Consider the following 24,797-nt stretch of genomic DNA (forward strand, 5'->3'; position numbering starts at 1 on the left):
AGGTTACCCATGCAGTTCAGCGACTTACTGGCAGCGATCTCCACCCATGCGATCCGTCTGCAGACCGAAGAGGGCGACCTGATCGTCCTGGGCGATGACGAAGCGTTGGACGACGCGCTCTGGGATCAATTGATCGCGCACAAACCCCAACTGTTGCAGTTGGTCGCCGAACATGGCGGTGACTGGCTGAGCCCGGCCTACCGCATCACACCGGACATGCTGGCCCTGGTCAACCTCGACCAGCCGGCCATCGACCGCATCGTCGCGGCGATCCCCGGCGGCGCGGCGAATGTGCAGGATATCTACTCCCTGGCGCCGCTCCAGGAAGGCATGCTTTATCACCATCTTTCGGCGCAGAAGGGTGACCCTTACGTGCTGCACGCGCAGTTCGTGTTCGACAGCCGCGCACGCCTTGAGGCCTTTGCCGAGGCGTTGCAATGGGTCATCGACCGTCACGACATCCTGCGTACCTCGATGGTCTGGGAGCGCCTGGACGAGCCGCTGCAAGTGGTGTGGCGCAAGGCTGTGCTGGCCTGCGAAGAGGTGCCTCTGGACGGTGCTGACCGCCTCGCTCAATTGCTCGCTCGCTATGATGCCCGCGCTTATCGCATGGACCTGGGCCAGGCGCCGCTGCTGCGCCTGGTATTCGCTGACGACCCGGCCAACCAGCGGGTGGTGGCGATGCTGCTGTTCCACCACACCATCCTTGATCACACGGCCCTGGATGGCGTTCGGCATGAGATCCAGCTGTACCTGGCCGGGCAGCAAGCCCAGGCCCCTGCACCGGTAGCGTTTCGCAGCTATATCGCCCAGGTGCGCCATGGCGTCAGCGAGCAGGCCCATGAGGCGTTCTTCCGCGACATGCTGGCGGATATCGATGAACCGACGCTGCCGTTCGGCCTGCAAGATGTGCAGGGTGATGGCCAAGGGATCGACGAAGTGCGCATCCCCGTCGACAGCGCTCTGAGCCGCCGCCTGCGCAGCATGGCGCGCCCGCTGGGGGTGAGTGTGGCGAGCCTGATGCATCTGGCTTTGGCGCGAGTGCTGGGTGCAGTCTCCGGTCGGAAGGCGGTGGTATTTGGCACTGTGATGCTCGGGCGCATGGGCGCAGGTGAGGGCGGTGAGCGGGCCTTGGGCATGTTCATCAACACCTTGCCACTGCGGGTGGAGGTGGGTGAGCAGGGCGTGCGCGCTGCGGTCAAGGTCACCCATGAGCGCCTCACGCGCTTGCTCGATCACGAACATGCGTCCCTGGCGCTGGCACAACGGTGCAGCGGCGTGGCGGCGCCTACGCCGCTGTTCAGCGCGATACTCAACTACCGTCACAGCGCCGCCACCGACATGGCGGCGGTGATCGAAGTCGCCGACGGCATCCAGGTGTTGGGCGCCGAGGAGCGCACCAATTACCCGCTGACGCTGAACGTCGATGACCTGGGTGAAGACTTCGCCCTGACCGTGATGGTCGATGCGTCCATTGGCGCGCAGCGGGTGGCGGGTTATCTGCATACGGCCTTGGAAAGCCTGGCCGACGCCCTTGAACAACGACCGGATATGCCGCTCTGCGGCCTGAACATCCTGCCTGACGCTGAACGCCACCATTTGCTGCACACTTTGAATCATGGCTCCACGCATTACGCCGACACCCAACTGATCCACCAGCAAGTCGAAACCCACGCCGCTGCCCAGCCCGATGCCATTGCGTTGCGCTTCGAGCACCACGTCCTGACCTACCGCCAACTCAACGAACGCGCCAACCAGGTCGCCCACGCGCTCCTGGCCCACGGCGTGTACCCCGACGCGCGCGTGGCGATTTGCGTGGAGCGTGGCCCGCAGATGATCATCGGCCTGCTTGGCATTCTCAAGGCCGGTGCGGGCTATGTGCCCATCGACCCGGCCTATCCCCAGGAACGCATCGCCTACACCCTGGCCGACAGCCAGCCGGTGGCGGTGCTGGTGCAGGCCAACACGGCGCAGCAGGTCGGCGCACTGGCCCGGATCGACCTGGACCACCTGGGCCCGTTGCCCATCACCAACCCTGGGTTGCACCTGAGCCCGGCCAACCTGGCCTACGTCATCTACACCTCCGGCTCCACTGGCCAGCCCAAGGGCGTGATGATCGAGCATCGCCAGGTCGCACGCCTGTTCAGCGCCACCCACCACTGGTTCGGGTTCAACCCGCACGATGTGTGGGCGCTGTTCCATTCCTTCGCGTTCGACTTTTCCGTGTGGGAAATCTGGGGCGCGCTGATGCACGGCGGCCAGTTGCTGATCGTGCCGCAACTGGTCAGCCGCTCGCCGGATGAGTGCTACGCGCTGTTGTGCGACGCCCAGGTGAGCATCCTCAACCAGACGCCGAGCGCGTTCCGCCAGTTGATCGCGGCCCAGGGCAACAGTGCCCAGTCCCATTCCTTGCGCCAAGTGATTTTCGGCGGTGAAGCCCTGGAACCGGGCATGCTCAAGCCGTGGTACGCACGGGCAGTGAATGCCGGTACGCAACTGGTGAACATGTACGGCATCACTGAAACCACCGTGCATGTGACCTACCGTGCGCTGGAAGCGGCCGACGCGCACTTGGTCGGCGTGAGCCCGATTGGCGTGCGTATTCCCGATTTGCAGTTGTATGTGCTGGATGAGCGCCATGAGCCCTTGCCCCTGGGTGTGGTGGGCGAGTTGTACGTGGGCGGTGCCGGGGTGGCGCGTGGTTACCTCAACCGCCAGGCGCTGAATGCCGAACGCTTCCTTGCCGACCCGGCCACCGGCTTGCGTATGTACAAAACCGGCGACCTCGGCCGCCTGCTGGCCGACGGCAGTGTCGAGTACCTGGGGCGTAACGATGACCAGGTCAAGATCCGTGGTTTCCGTATCGAACTGGGTGAAATCCAGGCGCACCTGGCCACTGCCAGCGGCGTGCGCGATGCGGTGGTGATCGCCCGTGAAGATCAGCCGGGCGATAAACGGCTGGTGGCCTATGTGATCAGCGATGGCGACCTCAACGTGGCTGCCCTGCGTGACCATCTGCTGCTGAGCCTGGCCGAACACATGGTGCCCAGCGCCTTCGTGCGCCTGGATACGCTGCCGTTGACCACCAACGGCAAACTCGACCGCAAGGCCTTGCCCGCACCCGATGCCGACGCCGTGGCCCGGCGCGAGTATGCGGCGCCCCAGGGGGCGGTGGAAACCACCCTCGCCATGCTCTGGCAAGACCTGCTCAACGTCGACCGTGTCGGTCGTGAGGACAATTTCTTCGAACTCGGCGGCCATTCGCTGCTGGCGGTCAAACTGATCGAGCGCATGCGCCAGGTCGACCTCAGCGCCGATGTGCGCGTGCTGTTCGGTCAACCGACCTTGGCGGCGCTCGCTGCGGCGGTGGGCGGCCAGCAGACCTTGCAGGTGCCGGCCAACCTTATTCAAGCAGACACGCAGGCCATCACCCCGGACATGCTGCCCCTGGTCGAGCTGGATCAGGCCGCTATCGACCATATCCTTGAGGCCGTGCCCGGTGGCGTTGCCAACGTGCAGGACATTTATGGCCTGGCGCCGTTGCAGGCCGGCATTCTCTACCACCACCTGGCGACCACCGAGGGCGACCCCTACGTGTTGCAGGTGCAGTTGCGGTTTCACGACCAGGGCGCCGTCGACGGGTTTGTCAACGCGCTGCACACGGTGATCGAGCGCAACGATATCCTGCGCACCGCCATCCTCTGGGAGGGCCTGGAAGAGCCGGTGCAAGTGGTGTTACGCCAGGCACCCTTGGTGATCGAGCGCCTGGATGCGCTGGGCAGTGATGCACTGGAGCATCTGCAACAGCGTTTCGACCCACGCCACTATCGCCTGGACCTGTCACGCGCCTCGCTGATGCGCCTGGCGTATGCGCAGGACAGCCACGGCTTGGTCGGCATTTTGCTGCTGCACCATATCCTCCTCGACCACACGGCCCTGCACGTGCTGGTCAAAGAGATGAGTGCCAGCCTGCATGGCCACAGCGCACAACTGCCTGACGCGGTGCAGTATCGCAACTACGTGGCCCAGGCCCGCCTCGGTGTCACCCAAGCCCAGCATGAAGCCTTCTTCAGCCAGATGCTGGGCGACATCGACGAGCCGACCCTGGCCTTCGGCTTGCAGGACGTGAATGGTGACGGCAGCGGCATCCATGAAGCGCGCCTGCCGCTGGAGCCTGCGCTCAACCTGGGCTTGCGCGAACAGGCGCGGCAACTGGGCGTGAGCACCGCGAGCCTGGTACACCTGGCCTGGGCCCAGGTGCTGGGCCAGGTGTCTGGCCAGCAGGAGGTGGTATTCGGCACCGTGTTGCTGGGCCGTATGCAGGGCGGCGAGGGCGCGGACCGGGCGCTGGGGATGTTTATCAATACCTTGCCGCTGCGGGTCAGCGTTGGCAGCGTCGGCGTGCAGGCCGGCGTGCGCGCCACCCATGCGCGCCTGGCGCAACTGCTCGGGCACGAACATGCCTCGTTGTCCCTGGCCCAGCGTTGCAGTGGCGTGCCGGGCTCGCTGCCGCTGTTCAGCACCTTGCTCAACTACCGACACAGCGCAGCCGATGAAGCGCCGGGGGACAACCCCTTTGCCGCTTCCGGTATCGAGATTCTCAGCTCCGAAGAACGTAGCAACTATCCGCTGGTGCTCAACGTTGATGACCTGGGGAGTGGCTTTGCGCTGACGGTGCAAGGCGTCGCGCACCTGGATGTGCAACGCGTGGGTGAGTACATGCTCACCGCGTTGCGCCATGTGGTGAGCGCGCTGCAACATGCGCCGACCACGCCGCTGCAGGCGGTGTCGATCCTGTCGCCTTCCGAGCGTCATCAAGTGCTGGTAGGTTTCAACGCCACCGCCCGGCAATACCCCTCGCAACTTACTGTCTCGCAACTGTTTGAAGCCCAGGCGCTGGCCCGCCCTGAAGCGTCGGCGGCGGTGCAGGGCGAGCTGTCACTGAGCTACCGTGACCTCAATCGCCGTGCCAACCGTCTGGCCCATCATCTGATCAGCCAGGGTGTGCAGCCCGGCGAAAGCGTGGCGATTGCCTTGCCGCGTTGCCTGGATCTGCTGGTCTGCCAACTGGCGATCCTCAAGTGCGCTGCGGTGTATGTGCCGCTGGACGTCAACGCGCCTGTCGAACGCCAGGCTTTCATCGTCAAAGACAGCAGCGCACGCCATGTGCTGGACGACCTGGCGCAGTTGGATCTGGACACGCAGTCGCCCGCTAATCCCGACCTGGCCCAATCCGCGCAGAGCGTTGCCTACATCCTCTACACCTCCGGTTCCACCGGGACACCCAAGGGCGTGCAAGTGCCCCACCTCGCCATCTCGCGGCTGGTGCTGAACAACGGTTTTGCCGAATTCAATGCCCACGACCGGGTGGCCTTTGCTTCTAACCCGGCATTTGACGCCAGCACCCTCGAAGTGTGGGCACCGTTGCTCAATGGCGGTTGTGTGGTGGTGGTCGAGCAGGTGCAGTTGTTATCCCAAGCCGCGTTCGCCGAGCGGTTGCGGGAACAGACGGTCAGCGTGTTATGGATGACCGCCGGGCTATTTCATCAGTACGCCGATGCGTTGATGCCGGTGTTCCGCCAATTGCGCTACCTGATCGTCGGCGGCGACGTGCTTGACCCTCAGGTGATTGGCCGGGTACTCAAGCTCGGCAAACCCCAGCATCTGCTGAATGGGTATGGCCCGACCGAAGCCACCACGTTCTCCACCACGTTTGAGATCACTACCCTTGGCGAGGGCGCTATTCCGATTGGTCGACCGATTGCCAACGCTCAGGCCTATGTACTGGACGCGCGCCAGCAACCGCTGCCCGTGGGTGTGACCGGCGAGCTCTATATCGGCGGTGCGGGCGTTGCGAAAGGCTACTTGAATCTGCCTCAGCTGAGCGCGGAAAAATTTGTCCCGAACCCATTCGGCGATGGCCAACTCTACCGCAGCGGTGATCTGGCCTGCTGGCGAGCCGACGGCAATTTGATGTATCTGGGGCGCAATGACCTGCAGGTGAAGATTCGTGGCTTTCGTATCGAACCCGGTGAAATCGAAGCGTGCCTGTGTGCCTGTGCCGGGATCAGGGACGTTGTGGTATTGGTTCGCGAAGACGAGCCTGGCCACAAACGGTTAGTGGCCTATTACACCGCCGACGCAACGTTGGATATCGCAACCCTGCGAGCTCATGTGCAAGGCCGGTTGCCCGATTACATGGTGCCTTCGGCTTATGTGTGGCTGGCGCAGTTGCCGCTTACCGCCAACGGCAAGCTCGACCGCAAGGCATTGCCGGCACCCGACCAGGCCGCCTTGATCAGCCGTGGCTACGAAGCCCCACAAGGCGAGGTGGAAAGCCTGCTGGCGCAGATCTGGCAGGACGTGCTCAAGCTTGAACGCGTGGGGCGCCATGATCATTTCTTCGAATTGGGCGGGCATTCGTTGCTGGCGGTCAGCCTGATCGAACGCATGCGCCAGGTGGGCCTGAGCGCCGATGTGCGCGTGTTGTTCAGCCAGCCGAGCCTGGCCGCGCTGGCGGCAGCCGTGGGCAGCGGCAGAGAAATCGTGGTGCCCGCCAATGGCATCCCCACCGGCTGCATACAGATCACACCGTCGATGCTGAGCCTGGCGCAACTCACCCCGCAGGCCATCGCGCGGATTGTCGCCAGCGTGCCGGGTGGTGCAGCGAATATCCAGGATATCTACCCGCTGGCGCCGCTACAGGAAGGCATTCTCTACCACCACATCAGCGCCGAGCAGGGCGACCCGTACCTGCTGCAATCGCGCATGGCCTTTGACACTGCCGAGCGCCTGCACGGTTTTATGGGCGCGCTGCAACAGGTGGTGGCGCGCCACGACATTCTGCGTACCGCTGTGGTGTGGGAAGGGCTCGAAAGCCCGGTGCAAGTGGTGTGGCGCACCGCCCAGTTGGGGGTGCACGAGGTGATGCTCGACCCGGCACACGGCGACGTGATGGCGCAACTGCATGAGCGTTTCGATGCGCGTCACTACCGCCTGGACATTACCCAGGCGCCCTTGCTGCGCATGGTCTATGCCCAGGACCCGGCGCACAACCGGGTCGCGGCGATCCTGCTGTTCCATCACCTGGCGCTGGACCACACCGCCATGGAAGTGGTCGGCCAGGAAATGCGTGCCTTTATGTTCAACCAGGCCCAGGATTTGCCCGCCGCCGCGCCGTTTCGCAACTATGTGGCCCAGGCGCGACTGGGCGTCAGTGTGGCGCAGCATGAGCAGTTTTTCCGCGACATGCTCGCCGAGGTCGACGAGCCCACCTTGCCGTTTGGCCTGCAGGATGTGCAGGGCGATGGTCGTGCAATCGAAGAAGCCGAGGTGCACCTGGAAGCGGGCCTGGCCCAGCGTGTACGCCAGCAGGCGCGCCAACTGGGCGTCAGCGCCGCCAGCCTGATGCACCTGGCCTGGGCCCAGGTGTTGGGCCTGGTCTCGGGCCGTGACGAGGTGGTATTCGGCACGGTGCTGATGGGCCGTATGCAAGCCGGCGAGGGCGCAGACCGTGCGCTGGGGATGTTTATCAACACCTTGCCGCTGCGGGTCGATATTGCAGCCGGCGCAGCGCAGGCGGTCAAAGCCACCCATGCACGCTTGAGCGCCTTGCTCGGGCATGAGCATGCGTCACTGGCCCTGGCCCAGCGTTGCAGCGGCGTGCCGACCAGCACGCCGTTGTTCAGCGCCTTGCTCAATTACCGCCACAGCAACCCAGGCGAAATGGCCCGCGACGGACACGGCATCTGGGAAGGCGTGCAACTGCTGGGCGGTGAAGAACGCAGCAACTATCCGCTGACCCTGAGCGTGGATGACCTGGGCGCAGGCTTTGGCCTGAGCGTGCTGGCCGTGCCGCAAATCGGCGCGCAGCGCCTGTGCGACTACATGCTCAGCGCCGTGGAGCAACTGGTTGCCACCCTTGAGACGGCGCCCCACCGCGCGCTGCGCCAGTTACCGATTCTGCCCGCCGCAGAGCGCGACACGGTGCTGCGCGAGTTCAACGCCACTGCCCACGACTTCCCCCGTGGCCAGACGGTGCACGGTGCGTTTGAGGTGCAGGCCGAGCGCCAACCCCATCGCATTGCCGTGCAGCAAGGCAGCGAGGCGCTGACGTATCAGCAGCTCAATCAACGGGCCAACCAGTTGGCTCATCACTTGCTGGAACTCGGCGTGCAAGCCGATGACCGCGTGGCACTGTGTTGCCGTCGCGGCCCGCAGATGCTGGTGGGGCTGTTGGGCATTCTCAAGGCTGGCGCGGGCTATGTGCCGATCGACCCGGCGTACCCCGCCGAGCGTATCGCCTACTTGTTGCAAGACAGCGCGCCCGTGGCGGTGCTGGCCGAGACCAGCACGCGGGAGCTGCTGGGGCCCGTCGCCGTGGTCGATCTGCAGGACCTCGGTTGGCAGCGCCACGCCGTCAGCAATCCGCAACTGCCCGCCCTGACGCCCGCGCACCTGGCGTATGTGATCTACACCTCCGGTTCCACCGGCCAGCCCAAGGGCGTGATGGTGGAACACCGCACCGTGGAGAACCTGGTGCATTGGCACTGTGAGGCCTTTGGTCTGACAGCGGTAAGCCACACCAGCAGCGTGGCCGGCATGGGGTTTGATGCCATGGCCTGGGAAGTCTGGCCGGCCCTGTGCGTCGGCGCGACCCTGCACCTGCCACCCGCCGACATCGGCAACGAAAACATCGATGAACTGTTGGCCTGGTGGCTGGCACAGCCGTTGGACGTGAGTTTCCTGCCCACCCCGGTGGCCGAGTACGCGTTCAGCCTGCCCCAGCAGCACCCTACCTTGCGCATCCTGCTGATCGGCGGTGACCGCCTGCGTCAGTTCACTCAGGAGCGGCGCTTTGCGGTGGTCAACAACTACGGCCCCACCGAGGCCACGGTGGTTGCCACCTCCGGCCGCGTGCGGGCCGGGCAGGTGTTGCATATCGGCCGGCCTGTCGCTAATGCCACCAGCTATGTGTTGGACGCGCACCTGCGCCCGGTACCGGTGGGGGTGGCCGGTGAACTCTATGTGGGCGGCAGCGGCGTGGCGCGGGGTTACCTGAACCGTCCCGAGCTGACGGCCGAGCGCTTCCTGCAAGACCCGTTCAACCCAGGGCAGATGTACCGCACCGGTGACCTGGTGCGTTGGCTGCCCGATGGCAACCTTGAGTACCTGGGCCGTAACGACGACCAGGTAAAACTGCGCGGCGTGCGGGTTGAACTGGGTGAAATCGAAAGCCGCCTGGCGGCACTGGACGGCATCCGTGAGGCCGTGGTGCTGGTGCGCGAAGGCCGCCTGTTGGCCTGGTTCACCGAACAGCGCCCGCTGCAGATCGAGACCTTGCGTGCGCACCTGCAAGCCCAAATTCCCGAGGCGCTGGTGCCGGTCGCCTACATGCGGCTTGATCAGTTGCCCCTGACCGCCAACGGCAAACTGGACCGCAAGGCATTGCCAGAGCCAGACCAGTGCGCCTTGCTCAGCCGTGAATACCAAGCCCCCCAGGGTGACGTCGAAACCACCCTGGCGCGGCTGTGGGCCGAGGTGTTGCAGGTGGAACAAGTGGGTCGCCATGACCACTTCTTCGAACTGGGCGGCCATTCATTGCTGGCCGTCAGCCTCATCGAGCGCATGCGCCAGGCCGGCCTCAGCGCTGATGTGCGCGTGTTGTTCAGCCAGCCAACCCTGGCCGCGCTGGCCGCCGCTGTCGGCAGTGGCCGCGAAGTGCAGGTGCCGGCCAATCGCATCAGTGCCGGTTGCCAGCGCATCACCCCGGACATGCTGGCCCTGGTGGACCTCGATCAGTCGGCGATCGACCAGGTGGTGGCCCAGGTGCCTGGCGGCGCTGCCAACGTGCAGGACATCTACCCGCTGGCGCCGTTGCAGGAAGGGATTTTCTATCACTACCTCACGGCGGCGCAGGGCGATCCTTACCTGCTGCAATCACACCTGGCGTTTGACGGTGTCGAGCGCCTGCAGGCCTTTATGCGCGCACTGCAACAGGTGATTGACCGCCACGACATCCTGCGCACCGGGGTGGTGTGGGAGGGCCTGGCGCAACCGCTGCAAGTGGTGTGGCGCCAGGCGCAGTTGTGCGTGCAGGAACTGCAACTGGAAGGTGACGTACTCGCCGGCCTGCACGAGCGGTTTGATGCGCGGCGGTATCGCCTGGAGATCAGCCAGGCGCCGCTGATCCGCCTGATGTACGCCCAGGACCCGGCCAACCAGCGCGTGGTGGCGGTGTTGCTCTATCACCATATCGTGTTGGACCACACCGCCTTCGATGTGGTGTTGCGCGAAATGCAGGGCCACCTGTTGGGCCACGCAGCGCCCACCGCCGCGCCAATGCCGTATCGCAACTATGTGGCCCAGGCCCGTTTGGGTGTCAGCGAACAGGAGCATGAACAGTTCTTCCGCCAGATGTTGGGCGAGGTTGACGAACCGACGTTGCCGTTCGGCTGGCAGGACGTGCGCGGCGACGGCAATGCCATCGACGAACATACCCTGCAACTGGACAGCCAGCTCAACCGCCGCCTGCGCAGCCAGGCACGGCTGCTGGGGGTCAGTGCTGCCAGCCTGTTCCATCTGGCCTGGGCGCAGGTGTTGGCCGCGGTATCGGCGCGCCACACGGTGGTGTTCGGTACGGTGCTGGTAGGCCGTTTGCAAGGCGGCGAGGGCGCCGACCGCGCCCTGGGTGTGTTTATCAACACCTTGCCGCTGCGCCTGGATATCGACGACCAGGGCGCCCGCGCCGCCGTGCGGGCCACCCATGCGCGGCTGACCCAATTGCTTGGCCATGAACACGCCTCCCTGGCCTTGGCCCAGCGTTGCAGTGGCGTAGCGGCCCCGGCGCCCTTGTTCAGCTCGATGCTCAACTATCGCCATCGCGGCGCCGCCACCCGTTCGGCGGATGCGCAGTTGGCATGGGAAGGCATGCAGACCTTGGTCAATGACGGGCGCACCAATTACCCGCTGACCTTGAACGTGGACGACCTGGGCGACGGCTACGCGTTCACCGCCCTGGCCCAGGTGGATGCGCAACGGGTGTGCGGGTATATGCATAACGCGTTGAGCGGCCTGGTCGAGGCTCTTGAGCAGGCGCCGCACCAGGCGCTGAACCGCCTGCCGGTGCTGGGGCTGCAAGAGCGGCAACAACTGCTGGTGCAGTTCAACGCCACCGAGGTGAACTACAACCTCGACCAGACCCTGCACGGGCTGTTTGAAGCCCAGGTTGTACGTACCCCGCAGGCCGTGGCGATGAAGGCCGGCGAGCACACCTTGAGCTACCTGCAACTCAATGAACGCGCCAACCGCCTGGCCCATCACCTGCGTGACAGCGGTGTGCGCCCGGATGCACGGGTGGGCATCTGCGTCGAGCGCGGCCTGGACATGGTCATCGGCCTGTTCGCCATCCTCAAGGCCGGCGGTGCCTACGTGCCGCTGGACCCGGCGTACCCGCCAGAGCGCATCGCCTACATGCTGCACGACAGCGCGCCGGTGGTGGTGCTGGCCCAAAGCGCCACCCGCACCCTGCTGGGGGACGTGGAGGTAGTCGACCTCGACCACAGCACCTGGCAGCACCAACCCGTTACCAACCCGCAAGTACCGGGCCTCATTGCCCACCACGCGGCCTATGTGATCTACACCTCCGGTTCCACCGGCCAACCCAAGGGCGTGATCAACGAACATGCGGGGGTGGTCAACCGCCTGTTGTGGATGCAGGACGCCTATAGCCTCAAGGCCCACGATGCGGTGTTGCAGAAAACCCCGTTCAGCTTCGACGTGTCGGTGTGGGAGTTCTTCTGGCCGCTGTTCACCGGCGCGCGTCTGGTAATGGCGCGCCCTGAAGGGCACAAGGACCCGGCGTACCTGTGCGAGGTGATCGCGGCGGAGCACATCACCACCTTGCACTTTGTGCCGTCGATGCTCGATGTATTCCTGGCCCACGGCGATGTCAGCCAGGCGGCGGGGTTGGTGCGGGTGATGTGCAGCGGCGAGGCCTTGCCGGGCAGCCTGGTGCGGCGTTTCAAGCGGCAGTTGCCGGGGATTGGTTTGTACAACCTGTATGGCCCCACTGAAGCGGCGGTGGACGTGACGGCCTGGAACTGCGCACGCCCTGAGGTGCCGGACAATACCCCCATCGGCAAGCCGATTGCCAACACCCGCCTGTATGTACTCGATGGGCAGTTACAGCCGGTGCCGCTGGGCGTGGTCGGTGAGCTGTTCATCGCCGGCGTGCAAGTGGCGCGGGGTTACCTGAACCGCCCTGAGCTGACCGCCGAGCGCTTCCTCGACGACCCGTTCACCCCTGGGCGCATGTACCGCACCGGTGACCTGGGCCGCTACTTGCCCGATGGCACGCTCGAGTACCTGGGGCGCAACGACGATCAGGTGAAGATCCGTGGCCTGCGCATCGAACTGGGGGAAATCCAGGCGCGCCTGATCGAGCATCCGGCGGTCAAGGACGCCGTGGTCGTCGCCCGTGACCAGCGCCTGGTCGCGTATTACACCGGCGCGCCCACCGATATCGAAAGCCTGCGCGCCCAACTGTTGCAGCACCTGCCTGACTTTATGGTGCCGGCGCTGTTCATGCACCTGGACGCCTTGCCCCTGAGCCCCAACGGCAAGCTCGATCGCAAGGCCCTGCCTGCACCGGGTATGGACGCGTTGCAGGTACGTGAGTACGCGGCGCCCGAAGGCGACACCGAGATCCTCCTGGCCCAACTCTGGGCCGAGCTGCTCAAGGTGGAGCGGGTAGGGCGCCACGACAACTTCTTTGAACTGGGCGGGCACTCGCTGCTTGCCGTGAGCTTGATCGGGCGCCTGCGCCAGGAAGGCATGGAAGCCGATGTGCGGGGCTTGTTCGAACAACCGACCCTGGCCGGCTACGCCGCAATGACCGAACGAATGGAGATCGTCCTGTGAACATCCTCGAGCTGCTGGCAACCCTGAAAACCAAGGATGTGCAACTGGCGCTCAAGGGCGAGCAATTGTCGGTGAACGGCAACAAGCAAGCCTTGAGCGACCCGGCGATATTGGCCGGCTTGCGTGAGCACAAGCCGGCGCTGATCGAACTGATCAAGGCCGGTGAATACACCGCGACCAAGGCCGGTGAGGTGCAGGTACCGGCCAATGGCATCCCGGCCAATGCCGAGCGCATCACTCCCGACATGCTGACCCTGTCGACCCTGAGCCAAGACGAGATCGAGCGCATTGTCGCCACGGTGCAGGGCGGCGTGGCGAATATCCAGGACATCTACCCGCTGGCGCCGTTGCAGGAAGGCATCCTGTTCCACCATGTCAGTGCCGAGCAGGGTGACCCCTATGTGATGCAGTCGCAGTTCGCCTTTGACAACCTTGCGCGTTTCGATGCGTTTGCCCAGGCGCTGCAACGGGTGATGGACCGTCACGACATCCTGCGTACCGGGGTGGTCTGGGATGGCCTGACGCAACCCTCGCAAGTGGTGTGGCGCCAGGCACGCCTGCCGGTGCAAGCCTTGATGCTGGACCCGGCCGATGGCGATATCGCCGCGCAACTGCATGACCTGTTTGATGCCCGCCACTATCGCCTCGACGTCACCCAGGCGCCGTTGCTGCGCCTGGTGCGCGCTGAAGACCCGGCCAACCAGCGCATCGTCGCCACCCTGTTGTTCCATCACATGGCGCTCGACCACAGCGCCCTGGACGTGGTGTGCCACGAAATGCAGGCGTGCCTGTTGGGCCAAGGCGCGACCCTGGGCCAGACCGTACCGTTTCGCAACTATGTGGCGCAGGCGCGGTTGGGGATCAGTGAGCAGGAGCACGAACGTTTCTTCCGGCAGATGCTCGGCGATATCAGCGAGCCCACCTTGCCGTTCGGTTTGCAGGACGTGCAAGGTGATGCGCGGGGTATCGCTGAAGTCAGCCTGCCATTGGCGCCGGCACTGGCCCAGCGCTTGCGCGGGCAGGCGCGCCAACTGGGCGTGAGCGCCGCCAGCCTGTTTCACCTGGGTTGGGCCCAGGTGCTGGGGGTGTTGGCCGGCAAAGCCCAGGTGGTGTTCGGCACCGTATTGATGGGGCGCATGCAGGGCAGCCATGACACCGACCGCGCCTTGGGCATTTTCATCAATACCTTGCCGTTTCGCGTGGACGTAGACGCCCAGGACGTACGCACCGCAGTCAAGGCCACCCACGCACGTCTGACCACCTTGCTGCGCCATGAGCACGCGGCGTTGGCCCTGGCCCAGCGTTGCAGTGGCGTGCTCGCGCCGACGCCGCTGTTCAGCGCGCTGCTCAACTATCGCCACAGCGCGCCCGCCGCCAGCGCCGAGGCGGTGTCGGCCTGGCACGGTATCACCGCACTGCGCGCCGAGGAGCGCACCAACTACCCGCTGACCCTGAGCGTGGACGACCTGGGTGAGGGCTTCGGCCTGAGTTTGCTGGCCAGCACCCTGGTTGACCCTCAGCGCGTCTGCGCCTACCTGCACACCGCGCTGGAAAACCTGGTGAGCGCACTGGAGCAGGCCCCCCATACCGCGCTTGATCAACTCTCGGTGGTGCCCGCCGCCGAACAGCGCTTGCTGCTGGAACAGTTCAACACCACCCAGACCGTTTTCCCCCAAGGCACCACCCTGCATGGCCGCGTCGAAGCCCAGGCCGCGCTCACGCCGCACGCCATTGCCGCTGTGCATCAGGGCCGGCAACTGACTTACGCCGAATTGAACCAGCAAGCCAACCTGCTGGCGCATCATCTGCTGGCGCTGGGGGTCAAGCCCGACGACCGCGTGGCCATTGTCGCGCGGCGCGGCCTCGACACCCTGGCCGGGTTGCTGGCGATTCTCAAGGCCGGCGCCGGTTATGTGCCGGTGGACCCGTCCCACCCGGCCGAGCGCCTCCACTATTTGCTCAGCGACAGCGCGCCGGTGGCGGTACTCACCCAGCATGCGTTGCTGACGCGCCTGCCGGTGCTGGAAGTGCCGGTGATCAACCTGGACCGCTTCACCTGGCAGCACCATTCGGCGAGCAATCCCACAATCGCCGTCGGCCCGACGAATCTCGCCTATGTGATCTACACCTCCGGCTCCACTGGCTTGCCCAAGGGGGTGATGGTGGAACACCACAGCGTCGCCAACCTGGTGGACTGGCATTGCAGCGCCTTCGACCTGCGCGCCGGGCGGCATACCGCCAGTGTTGCCGGCTTCGGCTTTGACGCGATGGCCTGGGAAGTGTGGCCGGCGCTGTGTGTGGGCGCCACCTTGCACCTGCCACCGGCCCATGAGGGCGGCGAAGATATCGACGCACTGCTGGCCTGGTGGTGCGCGCAGCCACTGGATGTGAGCTTTCTGCCGACGCCGGTGGCGGAATACGCCTTCAGTCAGAACATCGAGCACCCGACCTTGCGCACCTTGCTGGTCGGTGGCGACCGCCTGCGCCAGTTCGGGCGGGCACAGCGCTTTGAGCTGATCAACAACTACGGGCCCACCGAAGCCACGGTGGTGGCCACTTCCGGCAAGGTCGAGGCGGGCCAGCCGTTGCATATCGGCAAACCCATGGCCAATGCCAAGGTCTACGTGCTCGACCAACACCTGCGCCCAGTCCCGCTGGGGGTGGCGGGGGAGTTGTACGTGGGCGGCAAGGGCGTGGCACGCGGTTACCTCAACCGCCCGGAACTGACCGCCGAGCGTTTTGTGCGCGACCCGTTCAACGAAGGACGCATGTACCGCACCGGCGACCTGGTGCGCTGGCTGCCGGACGGCACACTCGATTACCTGGGGCGCAACGATGACCAGGTGAAAATCCGTGGCGTGCGCATCGAACTGGGCGAAATCGAAACCCAGCTCAACCAGTTGCCCGGGATTCTGGAAGCGGTGGCGGTGGTGCGTGAAGAACGGCTGGTGGCCTACTTCACCGAAAACCCACAACTGGACCCGCTGACGGTGGCCCAGATTCGCGCCCACCTGGTGGCGCATCTGCCGGACTACATGGTGCCCGTCGCGTTCATGAAACTCGACGCACTGCCACTGACGGCCAATGGCAAGCTTGACCGCAAGGCCCTGCCGGCGCCGGACATGGCCGCCGTCTTTACCCGCGAGTACGCCGCGCCCCTGGGCGAAATCGAAACCGTGCTGGCGCAGATCTGGGCCGATGTGTTGCAGGTGCAGCGCGTGGGGCGCTATGACCATTTCTTTGAGCTGGGTGGGCATTCGCTGCTGGCCATGCGCATGGTGTCCCAGGTGCGCCAGCGGCTGGGCGTCGAGTTGGCGCTGGGCGACCTGTTTGCCAACGCCGAACTGGCGGCGGTCGCCGAGGTACTGGCCCAGGCCGGTCGCAGCACCTTGCCGGATATCTTGCCGGCCAACCGTGATGAGGACGTACCGCTGTCCTTCGCCCAGCAACGCCTGTGGTTCCTGGCCTTGATGGAAGGTGCCAACACCGCCTACAACATTCCCATCGGCTTGCGGTTGCGCGGGCAGTTGCATGTGCAAGCGTTGCAACGGGCCCTGGCGCGCATTGTGGGGCGGCATGAAACCCTGCGCAGCCGCTTCGCCCAGCAGGGTGACCAGGCCCAGGTGCTGGTCGTGCCGGCCGAAGAGGTATTGCCGCTGCAAGTGCAGGACCTGCGTCGCCATCCGCAGCCGCAACAGGCCCTGGACGCGCTGATCCACGGCGAAGCTTCGGCACCGTTCGACCTTGAGCGCGGCCCGTTGCTGCGCGGGCGCCTGGTGGTGATGGCCGATGATCACCATGTGCTGTTGCTGACCCTGCACCATATCGTCTCTGACGGCTGGTCCATGGGCGTGCTGACCCGCGAGCTGATGGCGCTGTACCAGGCGTTCAGCCACGGCCACGCCGACCCGCTGCCGCCCTTGCCGATCCAGTACGCCGACTTTGCCGTGTGGCAACGCCTGTGGCTGAGCGGCGAGGTGCTGCAGCGCCAAAGCAGCTACTGGCAACAGGCGTTGGCCGGTGCGCCGGCGTTGCTGACCTTGCCCACCGACCGCCCGCGCCCGGCGCAGCAGGACTACGCTGGCAGCAGCGTCGAAGTGCGCCTGGATGAACGCCTCACCGCCGGGCTCAAGGCCTTGAGCCAACGCCATGGCACCACCTTGTACATGACCTTGATGAGCGCTTGGGCTTCACTGTTGGCGCGCTTGTCCGGGCAGCCCGAGTTGGTGATCGGCACGCCGGTGGCCAACCGCATGCGCACCGAAGTCGAAGGGCTGATTGGCCTGTTCGTCAACACCCTGGCGCTGCGTATCGACACCTCGGGCGAGCTGAGCACCGAGGCGTTGATGGCGCGGGTCAAGGCGCTGACGCTGCAAGCCCAGGCCCATCAGGACTTGCCCTTCGAGCAGGTGGTGGAAATCACCCGGCCGCCGCGCAGCTTGGCCCACAGCCCGCTGTTTCAGACCCTGCTGAGCTGGCAGGACAGCAGCGCGCCGACCCTGGCCCTGGGCGACCTGGCCCTGGAGAGCATTGTCGAGAACAGCCATTTCGCCAAGTTCGACCTGTCGTTGAACCTGGGGGAAGTGCAGGGCAGCATCCTCGGTGCGCTGGAATATGCCGTGGCCCTGTTTGACGAATCGACGATGCAGCGTTACGTCGGCTATTTCACCCGCGTGTTGCAGGCCATGGTCGATAACGACCAGACGGTGCTGGCGCAGGTGCCGCTGGTGGATGCGCGCGAGCGTCGGCAACTGCTGGTGGATTTCAACGCCACCGCCGTTGAGTACAACCTCGACCAGACCCTGCACGGCCTGTTTGAAGCCCAGGTACTGCGTACACCCCAGGCCATTGCCCTGAAGGCGGGCGCGCAGCAACTGAGCTATGCCGAACTGAACGCGCGCGCCAACCAACTGGCCCATCACCTGCAAGCCCTGGGTGTGCAGCCCCAGGCGCGGGTGGCGATCTGCGTGGAGCGTGGCCTGGACATGGTCATCGGCCTGTACGCGATCCTCAAGGCCGGCGCCGCCTATGTGCCGCTGGACCCGGCCTACCCGTTGGAACGCATCGCCTACATGCTCCACGACAGCGCGCCGACGGTAGTGCTGGGCCAGTCCAGCACCCTTGGGTTGCTGGGCGAGGTGCCGGTGGTAAACCTGGATTCGCCCACCTGGCAGCACCAGCCCACCCATAACCCGCAGGCGGCCAGCGTGGCGGCCTACGTGATCTACACCTCCGGTTCCACCGGCCAGCCCAAGGGTGTGATCAACGAACACCCTGGGGTGGTCAACCGCCTGCTGTGGATGCAAGACGAATACGCGTTGACCGCCAGCGATACGGTCTTGCAGAAAACCCCGTTCAGCTTCGACGTGTCGGTGTGGGAGTTCTTCTGGCCGCTGTTCACCGGCGCACGCCTGGTCATGGCTCGTCCTGGTGGGCATAAAGACCCTGACTACCTGTGCCAGGTGATCGAGGCCGAGGGGGTCACGACGCTGCATTTTGTGCCGTCGATGCTTGACGTGTTCCTGGCCCACGGCGATGTCAGCCAGGCCGCCGGGCTGGTGCGGGTGATGTGCAGTGGCGAAGCCCTGCCGGGCAGCCTGGTACGGCGCTTCAAACAGCAATTGCCGGGGGTTGGCTTGTACAACCTGTATGGCCCCACCGAAGCGGCGGTGGATGTCACCGCGTGGGACTGCGCAGGCGCCGTGGTGCCGGATAACACCCCCATCGGCAAGCCGATTGCCAATACGCGCCTGTATGTACTGGACGAGCAGTTGCAGCCGGTGCCGTTGGGGGGGGTCGGTGAATTGTTTATCGCCGGCGTGCAGGTGGCGCGGGGTTACCTCAACCGTCCTGAGCTGACAGCCGAACGCTTCCTCGACGACCCGTTTACCCCGGGGCGCATGTACCGTACCGGTGACGTGGGTCGCTACTTGCCCGACGGCACTCTCGAGTACCTGGGGCGCAATGATGACCAGGTGAAGATTCGTGGCCTGCGCATCGAACTGGGGGAAATCCAGGCGCGCCTGACCGAGCATCCAGCGGTGCAGGAAGCTGCCGTGATTGCCCGCGAGCAGCGCCTGATCGCCTATTACACCGGCGTGCCGAGCGACGTCGAAAGCCTGCGCGCCCACCTGCTGCAACACCTGCCGGAATTCATGCTGCCGACGAGCTTTATGCACCTTCAGGCGCTGCCGCTGAGCCCCAACGGCAAGCTCGACCGCAAGGCACTGCCGGCGCCGGGCCTGGACGCGTTGAGCGTGCGCGACTATGAAGCGCCCGTGGGTGATACGGAAATCACCCTGGCCGCACTGTGGGCCGAATTGCTCAGCGTGGAGCGCGTGGGTCGGCATGACAATTTCTTTGAATTGGGTGGCCACTCATTGCTGGCAGTCAGCCTGATCGGGCGCATGCGCCGCCTGGGCTTGTCGGCGGATGTGAAAGTGCTGTTCGGCCAACCGACCTTGTCCGCCCTGGCTGCGGCCTTGGGCGGTGGGCGTGAAGTGACGGTGCCGGCCAATCGCATTGCGGCCGATTGCACCCGGATTACGCCGGACATGCTTGCGCTGATCACCCTGGACCCCGCTGCCATCGAGCGCATCGTTGCCAGCATCCCCGGCGGTGCGGCGAATGTGCAGGATATTTACCCGCTGGCACCCTTGCAGGCCGGCATCCTGTATCAGCATCGCGCCGTGCAAGGTGACGATGCCTATGTGCTGCAGGCGCAGTTTGCCTTCGACAGCCGCCTGCGCCTGGACGCCTTTGCCCATGCCTTGCAGGCGGTGATCCAGCGCCATGACATCCTGCGTTCATCCTTCCACTGGGACGGGCTGGAGGAGCCGGTGCAGGTGGTATGGCGCACCGCCTCATTACGTGTTGAAAACAGCTCGGTGCCGCCACGCCTGGACCTCGCCCAGGCACCCTTGATGCGCCTGGTGTATGCCGAGGAGTCGCAGCGGGTGGTGGCGACGTTGCTGTTCCACCATCTGGTGATGGACCACATCGCGTTGGACATCCTGCAACAGGAAATGCAGGCCTTCCTGTTGGGCACGCAAGACACCTTGGCCGCGCCCGTGCCGTACCGCAACTACGTGGCCCAGACTCGTCTGGGCGCTGAGGACCACGAGCCGTTTTTCCGCGAGATGCTCGCTGAGGTCGACGAACCCACCGACGTACCGCACCTGGGTGCCGATGAGCATGCGTATCTGAACCTCGACCTCGGGTTGAGTCGGCGCCTGCGCCACCAGGCGCGTCAAGCGGGAGTCAGCGCCGCCAGCCTCATGCACTTGGCCTGGGCCCATGTGCTGGGCACGGTCTGCGCCCGTGAACAGGTGGTGTTCGGCACGGTGATGCTCGGTCGCCTGCAAGGCGGCGAAGGTGCCGAGCGCGCCATGGGGGTGTTTATCAATACCTTGCCGCTGCGAGTCGACCTGGGTGAACACTCGGTACTGAATGCGCTGCGTGCCACCCATGGGCGCCTGACCCAATTGCTCAGCCACGAACACGCGCCTTTGGCGCTGGCCCAGCGTTGCAGCGGCGTACCCATGGCCACGCCGTTGTTCAGCGTGCTGTTCAACTACCGCCACAGTGCGCCCCAGGCCGGGGGCGTGGCCGACGCGTGGCAGGGGATCGAGGTGCTCAAGACCGAGGAACACACCCACTACGGCGTGTCGATGAGCGTGGATGACCTGGGTGAAGGTTTCAGCCTCACGGCCATGGGGCAGGGAGCCCGACGCTTGGGCGACTACCTGCATAACGCCTTGGTGCAGGTGGTGCAGGCACTGGAAGAGCGCAGCGACATCGCCCTCAGTGGTTTGCCGATCCTGCCCCTGGCTGAACGCCAGCAACTGCTTGAGGGCTTCAACGCTACGGCTCGTGCGTTCCCACGTGAACACAGCGTGCAGCAGGTGTTCGAAGCCCAGGCGCAGGCGCGCCCCGACGCGGTGGCGGTGCTGCACGGCGAACAACGGATAAGCTATGGCGAGCTCAATAGCCGCGCCAACCGCCTGGCCCATCACCTGCTCGGCCTGGGTGTGTGCCCCGGCGATAACGTGGCGATCCTGCTGCCACGCTCGGTGGCGTTGCTGGTCAGCCAACTGGCGATTCTCAAATGCGCCGCCGCCTATGTACCGTTGGACATCAGCGCGCCGGCCGAACGCCAAGGCTTCATGCTGCAAGACAGCGGCGCGGCCTGGCTGTTGACCGGTAGCGACTGCAGCGTGGAGAGCGCGGCGCAGCGCCTGGACCTGGACACCCTGGGCCTTGACTCGCACCCCGACCACAACCCGGGCCTGCCGCAATCCTCGCAGAGCGTGGCGTACATCATGTACACCTCCGGCTCCACCGGCATGCCCAAAGGCGTATTGGTGCCTCACCGTGGCATCACGCGCCTGGTGCTCAACAACGGCTACGCCGATTTCAATCCCAATGATCGCGTAGCCTTCGCCTCGAACCCGGCCTTCGATGCCAGCACCATGGACGTCTGGGGGCCGTTGCTCAACGGCGGTCAGGTGCAGGTGATCGACCACGCCACCTTGCTCGACCCGCTGGCGTTCGGCGCGGCACTCAAGGGCGCGACGGTGCTGTTCGTTACCACGGCGCTGTTCAACCAGTATGTGCAACTGATTCCCCAGGCCCTGGCCGGCTTGCGTATTTTGCTGTGCGGCGGCGAGCGTGCCGACCCGGCGGCGTTCCGCAACCTGCTGGGGCTGGCTCCGGGGCTGCGCCTGGTGCATTGCTACGGGCCGACCGAAACCACCACCTACGCCACCACTTTTGAAGTGCGCGCCATTGCCGCTGAAGCCGACAGCGTGCCGGTAGGGCGACCCATTTCCAACACGCAGGTCTACGTGCTGGATGCGCAGTTGCACCTGCTGCCCCTGGGGGTGACCGGCGAAATCTGCATCGGCGGCGACGGTGTCGCCCAGGGCTACCTGAACCGCCCTGAGTTGACGGCGGAAAAGTTCGTGCAAAACCCGTTCAACCCAGGCGCCTTGCTGTACCGCACCGGCGACCTCGGACGCTGGACCGCAGACGGACTGCTGGAGTGCATCGGGCGCAATGACGACCAAGTGAAGATCCGTGGCTTTCGCATTGAGCTGGGTGAGATCGAAGCACGCTTGGCGACATTCTCCGGAATCCGCGAGGGGGTGGTGCTGGCCCGCGAAGACGTGCCGGGGGACAAACGCCTGGTGGCCTATTTCACCTGGGCGGGCGAGCCGGTCGGCATCGAGCCGGTGCGTGCTTATCTGCAGACGCACTTGCCGGCCTACATGGTGCCGTCGGCCTTTGTGATCCTTGAGCAACTGCCGTTGACGGCCAATGGCAAGGTCGATCGCAAAGCCTTGCCGGTACCGACGTGGGACGCTTCGGCCAGCGGCACATTTGAAGCACCGGTCGATGCACTGGAGCAGACCTTGGCCCAGCTGTGGGCCGAGGTGTTGAAGCTTGAGCAGGTGGGGCGCCATGACAGTTTCTTCGAACTGGGCGGGCATTCCTTGTTGGCGATTCGCCTGGTCCATCGGCTGGACGAGGCCGGGTTGCCGGTGTCGCTGGCCGAGCTGTTCGAGCATGCCAGCGTGGCCTCGGTCGCGGCGCTGCTGCGCCTGCGCGGTGACGATGTGCTGCCTGAGGCGGCGGTGATCACAGTGCGTAGCCGCGGGGCGCAGGCACCGTTATTCCTGGTGCATGAGTTCAGTGGCATGGACGTGTACTTCCCGGCGCTGGGCCAGCACCTGCCTGGCGATTACCCGATTTATGGCCTGCCGGGCATGGCCCTGGGCGAGGCGCATCTGGACAGCATGGAAGGCCTGGCCGCGCGCATGGTCGGGCTGATTCGCCAGATCCAGCCCCACGGTCCTTACCGGCTGGCGGGGTGGTCCTTTGGGGGTGTGCTGGCCTATGAAGTTGCCATGCAGTTGCTGGGGCAGGATGAGGCCGTGGCGTTTCTGGGCTTGATCGACAGCTACGTGCCGCGCATGACCGACCAGGGCAAGTCACGCTGGAGCGGGCCGGATGCCCTCAAGCGGCATTTGTTGTTGCAGTGCACGGCCTATTGGAAGGCACAGGGAGGTGTGGATGAGCTGGCGAACCTGGAACAACTGGAGGCAGGCCTTGGACAGCTGGACTTTGCGGCTCTGCTGCAACGCTGTCGCGATCAAGGTTTGCTATACGCGCAAATGGCAGCGGCGACGGACGCCGACCTGCTGAGCTTTTTGCAACGGGAAGTCGGCCATGGGCATGCCCTGGCCCACTACAGCCTGTTCCCGCTGCCGATCCCGGTTCACTTGTTCAGCGCCGAGCAGCGGCCTACCGAACTGTCGCGGCGCAGTGCCGCGCTGGGTTGGGACATCGCCCTGGCGCCTGGGCAACTGCGCCAGGTGCAGGTACCGGGGGATCACCAGAGCATGATGCAGGCGCCGCATATTCAGAGCCTTGGCCAGGCCATGAGCCAAGCGCTGGCGGCGAGCACTCCGGTGAGTTGCGCGGCGCACTCACCCTTGCTGCGTATCCAGAGCGGGCGCGCCGGTTATGCGCCGGTGTTCTGCGTGCCAGGCGCGGGAGACAGCGTCACCGGCTTTGTGGGTTTGAGCGAAGCGCTGGGGCGCGACTGGCCGCTGTATGGCTTGCAGCCGCGGGGGCTGGATGGCGAGGCGGTGCCTCATAGCCAGGTGGAAGCGGCGGCCCAGTGTTACCTGGCGGCGCTGGAACAGGAGTGCCCCGAGGGGCCGGTGCATCTGGTCGGGCATTCGTTCGGCGGCTGGGTGGCACTGGAAATGGCGCTGCGCTTGCAGGCAATGGGGCGTGAGGTGGGGTCGTTGACGGTGATCGACAGCGAGTCGCCGGGGCGTGCGGGCAAGGCATATACCTCGACGGCGGCGTTGTTGCGGTTGATCGAGGCGATGCAGTTGGCGGCTGGGAAGTCGCTGGGGATTGATCCTGTGGACTTTGCCGGGCGCGATGAGGTGGCGCAGCGACAAGCGTTGCATGGGGGGATGGTGAGTGTGGGGTTGTTGCCGGCGCGTGCGGCGCTGGAGGCAATGGATGGGCCGGCGCGCACTTACGCGGCGGCGTTGCGCACGGTGTATCAGCCGCAAGGGCGGTATGACGGGGTGGTGCGCCTGGTGTTGGCGCAGGACCCGGCGTTGGATTCGGCGGGGAACCAGCGTGAGCAGGGGTTGATGATCGAAGGCTGGCGAGGGCTGGGAGGTGGGTTGGAGGTTTGGTATGGCGGGGGGAATCACTTTACGTTGCTCAAGGCGCCGAATGTTTTGGGGTTGGCCAGGTGGTGGTTGGAAGTTGTTGGGGTTGGGGAGGTGGTGTCTTGAGGGGTGTGCACCGATCCAGATGTGGCCGCTGGCTTGCCTGCGATAACGGTTTGTCTGCGTACATATCCGTTCCTGCGGTAACGGCCACTTATGGTTCCGCTCTTACAGCGGGTCACTTTTGGAAAGGCCCAAAAGTAACCAAAAGGCCTTCGCCCCACCACTCGGCACCTCGCCCAGGCTCGGTGTGCCCGACCGCAGGCTTTGCAGCGTGGGCCGCCGCAATGGGCCATCCCTGGCCCAGTGCGGCTAACCCGGCGTCCTGCCGGGTTACCCACGCTGCAAAGCCCGCGTTCGGCCAGCGTGGTTTAACGGGGCGATTTCAAATCAAAAGCAGAGCGCGGCGGCCTTATAGCCGACCGGGTGGTAAGGGGGAACACGGTGAGACATGGGGGGGCAATCTTGCCCCCGGAAACCACGATGCGAAGCGAGCGGCTTTTGATCTTGATCTGCTTTTGATCTTAGGCGCCCCGTTAAACCACGCTGGCCGGAATTCGACAGGGATTTGGGGGGTAAACCGGCAGGGATGCCGGTTTAGCCGCCCCACGCCATGGA

Annotated in this window: 2 protein-coding genes; both read left to right on the top strand. The window is 65.1% G+C overall.

From position 1 onward, the window contains the following. Positions 1–9: 9 nt before the first annotated feature. Positions 10–12,921: a non-ribosomal peptide synthetase gene (locus tag HBO10_RS25365; RefSeq protein ID WP_034127745.1), complete on the top strand. Its 12,912-nt coding sequence runs from the start codon at positions 10–12 to the stop codon at positions 12,919–12,921. Next, complete coding sequence (locus tag HBO10_RS25370) at positions 12,918–24,245, top strand: non-ribosomal peptide synthetase (RefSeq protein WP_169922152.1); 11,328 nt, start codon at positions 12,918–12,920, stop codon at positions 24,243–24,245. Before HBO10_RS25365 ends, HBO10_RS25370 begins: the two co-directional genes overlap by 4 nt. Positions 24,246–24,797: the final 552 nt, after the last annotated feature.

This window comes from Pseudomonas sp. WS 5503 (assembly GCF_012985385.1).
GTDB lineage: Bacteria > Pseudomonadota > Gammaproteobacteria > Pseudomonadales > Pseudomonadaceae > Aquipseudomonas > Aquipseudomonas paracarnis.

Excerpts from the sequence above, each read along its gene's own strand:
- HBO10_RS25365 (WP_034127745.1), top strand. The coding sequence starts at position 10 with ATGCAGTTCAGCGACTTACTGGCAGCGATCTCCACCCATGCGATCCGT.